Annotated in this window: 3 protein-coding genes; all 3 read left to right on the top strand. The window is 48.7% G+C overall.

The window, feature by feature from the left end:
• The first annotated feature begins 102 nt into the window (after window positions 1-102).
• On the top strand, window positions 103-1,737 hold the full coding sequence (locus PPL9_RS04090; RefSeq protein WP_348271967.1) for an ankyrin repeat domain-containing protein: 1,635 nt from the start codon (window positions 103-105) through the stop codon (window positions 1,735-1,737).
• A gap of 260 nt (window positions 1,738-1,997) precedes the next feature.
• A complete protein-coding gene (locus tag PPL9_RS04085; protein WP_057461463.1) occupies window positions 1,998-2,531 on the top strand; it encodes a hypothetical protein in 534 nt (177 codons plus the stop codon).
• Window positions 2,532-3,523: 992 nt separating this feature from the next.
• A partial coding sequence (locus PPL9_RS33015) for a hypothetical protein (protein ID WP_208989155.1) occupies window positions 3,524-3,743 on the top strand: 220 nt, incomplete at its 3' end.

The raw sequence follows: 3,743 nt of genomic DNA, 5'->3' as shown, positions 1-3,743 counted from the left end.
CCGAAATATTCTCCGTTTCAAGGGCAACTATCTATCGTACATTACAGAGAACTCAGAACCCTTAGCGTACGATTTATCACTGAGCCCTAATCGACCCCTTTAATGGTTCCTAAGAATTCTAGCAAAACCCTTGATGCAGGTTTTTGGAGAAGCACAAGCCGGCGGCAGTTTCTTATAAATGGAGTTTTAGCCTGCGCAGCTTCTAAGTTGCTGGGAGGATGCTCTGGCCCCCAAACTGATCTGCGAACGCTTTGGAAGGATTGGCATTCCAATTGGCGGAGGATGCAAGAAACCGCCCGGAAACGCCAATGGGAAGTTACCACGCTTGATATTGCTCCACCTGTTGCTCCTGAAGCATTAGCCATCGTGGAGAGTCGATATCAAATGCTGTTCCCGTCGCAGCTTCGTGCGGTGCTAACCCAGCTATCTGGCTGCGTGACCTTTGGGTGGTACACGCCAAATCATCTTAGCTCTTTTGGCAGGTTGGATATGCCGCAAATGAGTTTTAATCGTGATGCTGTTTGGGATCTGTCACATATCAATAGCTATGCCCTGCCGAATTTTGTCGCCCTGAAAAGCCAGGTAGCATCTGAGAGTATCTCAGAAGCTCCTAACTTTCCTGAGATGTGGGAGAACCAGTTCCCGTTCTATTATTTGAAGAATGGAGACATTGTTACCATTGATGTGTCTGATCCCGACCCACAAAAGCAACCTGTCCGGTACTTTTCGCATGAACTGGAGATGTTGCATGGGTTAGCGCTTGCCCCAGATTTTTTTAGTTTCATAACTGAAATGTCAAAACTTGGTTTTGCTGGTACGGAGTGGGCTTCGTGGTTGCGCTTCGGCGACAACCAGCAAAATGACAGGTATTATCTGAGCTCTGACAGTGAAGGGGCCAAGGCGTGGATCAAATGGCTTGAGCGTGATCCAGAAAATGTTGGCCCGGATGAACCTCCCCAAGCGGTTGTCGAAACAACTCCAGCAGACAGAGCCCTGCTGGAATCTGCGCGCGCCAATTCAGTTTCTGGGGTTAAACGGGCCCTTCGCTTAGGTGCCCATCCTGATTGTGTTCCCGGCAGTGACTGGATATCCGGGAACTTTTTATGGGACCATGAATTCTCAACGGCAATCACGTATGCGGTTCGAAACAGCAACCTTGATATGCTTGAGATTTTGCTGGGGGCAGGGGCTATACTCAACACCCGCCGCTTACCTTTAAATGACGCAGTAAAAGAAAGCTCTCTGGCAACCGTGCGATGGCTTATTGCGAAGGGAGCACGTGTTGATGGATGGAAGCACCAGCGTTATTTCCCCCTGCATGATCTGGTCGTTACACGACGCCAGATAGCTCTGAAAACGCGCTCTGAATATAGGCAGCAAATAAATAAGACCTACGGAACGCTTTGGTCTGATTTGAAAGAAACAGAGCTTAAACGAAAGCTCAACGCGCATATCAGCTATGAAGAATACTTGATTTTTCTTCGCACACTTCTGGCTGCTGGCGCTGATCCCGATGCTCCCTGGGATAATGGCATAACCATGCTGGCATGGGGAGATGAAAAGACGGCTGAAGTTCTGCTTGCATATGGCGCGAATCCGAATGCACGCGATGACTATGGTAAGACACCTCTTCACACAGCAAGGACAGGTAGGAAAGTTCGCATTCTCGCAGGGGCTGGTGCTGATGTTAATTTACTGGCAAGTCGTCCGCTGATCGACCCTCTTACGGACAGGTAAAATCTGGGACCGGTCGCCAATTTAAAATAGGTTACAGAAATTTCGGCGGTTCCGGCTTACAACCCCAACAACGCCGGACAAACAGATCCAGGAAAAACGACAGACGATTAAACGTAAAACTCTTTAAAGCCGCCGCTTGCGCTACCACGCACAAGCCGCATTATATTAATACATAACAGGGTCAAACACTCCGATATTCGAAAGCTAATTTTGTCCAGCTATCTTTGACGACGGACATACAATTTGAAACAGAGAATTTCATGCATATCCTTATTTTGATTGTCGGTGTTTTGAGCGCCGCTTGCCTTTGGTGGTACCGAATTAAACAGATGAGTAAAGCGGGGCGGGAAGTCTCTGAAGCTGTGTCGAAGACAGCCAGACGTCTGCGCGCTGATCAGCAGACACATCGCAGTTCGGTAGCGCCAATGCTGCATATAAGCGACCCTGTCACAGCTGCGTCAACATTGATCCTTTCGATTATATCCGAAGGGAAGGAGGTCCCCCGGAACGTGGAGATAAAGTTGCATCAAGTGCTCTGTGAAATCACCAACCCGGATGAAGCCAGTGCAGCTGTTGCAGAAGGTAAGCGTCTGCAACGCAAGACATCGCGCACCTTGGATGTTGTTCAGGTTCTGGGAGAGATGTTGAGGGATCGGTTGTCTGCTGCCGAGCAGCAGCATCTCATCCAAATGATTTACACCGTATTTGCCGCTTGTCCGAAAAGACCCGCACACACTTCGAATTATATCGTCGCGCTGCGCCAGGTGCTTGGTTTGACCGAGCACGCATCATAGACGGCGCTATCAATTTAACCTGAATTTGGCGGCACTTGTTTTTTGCGGACGGATTTTGGGCGTCGAGCATAGCGGCTTGGCGTTGTTGCATAAACCTGCCTTTGCCGTGTATGCAGGCCGTGTTGCGTAAATACAAGTCAACTTACTGCACGCCCTTACCCGTTGAACTCAGGGCACACTGGTACGCTCGAAGACAGGATGTCCGAGGGCGTGCATTTTGTTGAGGACGGCGACATCGATCTTTGCCTCCGTCTTCTGTTTTTTAAGGCTACGGGCCTGCAGTGTGGCCCCGATGGCTTGTTTGTAGCACCCCATGAGTGTCTCCCCTCGTGAGCGCCGCCCGTATCGCTTCTGCTTCTGCCAGCCCATTCTCCCGTATTTTTCTATGAGGGGTCCGTCCCCGCAAAGGTACTGAATGCGATATAGGATTTCAGTCAAGGCATTGAAGTCTATTGCTGATTTGATTTTTTCTCCCCCATCGGTGGTCTGGTTTTCAGGGGAAGGATGCCGAACGCATGAGACGAGACGGATATTGCACTAAACGGGGTATGTTCAGGATATATGTAAAAAATTCCACCTGCTCGAAATCAAGCCTCCGTCCTTCCAAATCGTTCAGTAAACTCATCGAGACACCTGAATTCTGAACTTTGATTAAGGAGACCAGTTATCTGAACCGAAATCTTCAGGGCTTTGTAAACTAGTGATCGAAGGTGATGAGTTCAAGAAATTCAACGTTTCTTTGAACGTTAGAGCGAGCCTAAGGCACGCTTGGAAAAAATTACACGTATCATGAACACCCCCATTGAAGGATTGTTCCAAATATCCCTTACATTTCAATGACGGGCCAAAAACGGCCCAAAGCTGGGCCTAAAACGGCTCACCGATTTCTCAGGTTTATCAATAATATAGCTGATTTGCTTAGATCTCGGTAACTTTCGGGGCCATTTCTGGCCCAACTTTACGCGGCGGTATTTAATTTACAGCACCGCGCCGTGAGTGATTTTACACATGATTTGAAATTAATTTCTATTGATATTTCAAGGGTTAAATATGTTTCCGTGCATTCTTGGATGCTGCTTTCCCACTCTGGCATGCAAGTTGCAGTTGTGTTGGTACGCTGTCGCAGACTGGGGTCTGGGGCTGTGGCCCATTCTCATCAAATGGGGTTCATTTATTTGTTTTGCTGCGTCTATCCGCACACGGAGGGCGCTC

It is taken from the genome of Pseudovibrio sp. POLY-S9 (assembly GCF_001431305.1).
Lineage (GTDB): Bacteria > Pseudomonadota > Alphaproteobacteria > Rhizobiales > Stappiaceae > Pseudovibrio.
Note: the sequence above shows the minus strand (reverse complement) of the source record. Positions and strands in the feature narration are given on the sequence as shown.

Excerpts from the sequence above, each read along its gene's own strand:
- PPL9_RS04090 (WP_348271967.1), top strand. The coding sequence starts at position 103 with ATGGTTCCTAAGAATTCTAGCAAAACCCTTGATGCAGGTTTTTGGAGA.
- PPL9_RS04085 (WP_057461463.1), top strand. The coding sequence starts at position 1,998 with ATGCATATCCTTATTTTGATTGTCGGTGTTTTGAGCGCCGCTTGCCTT.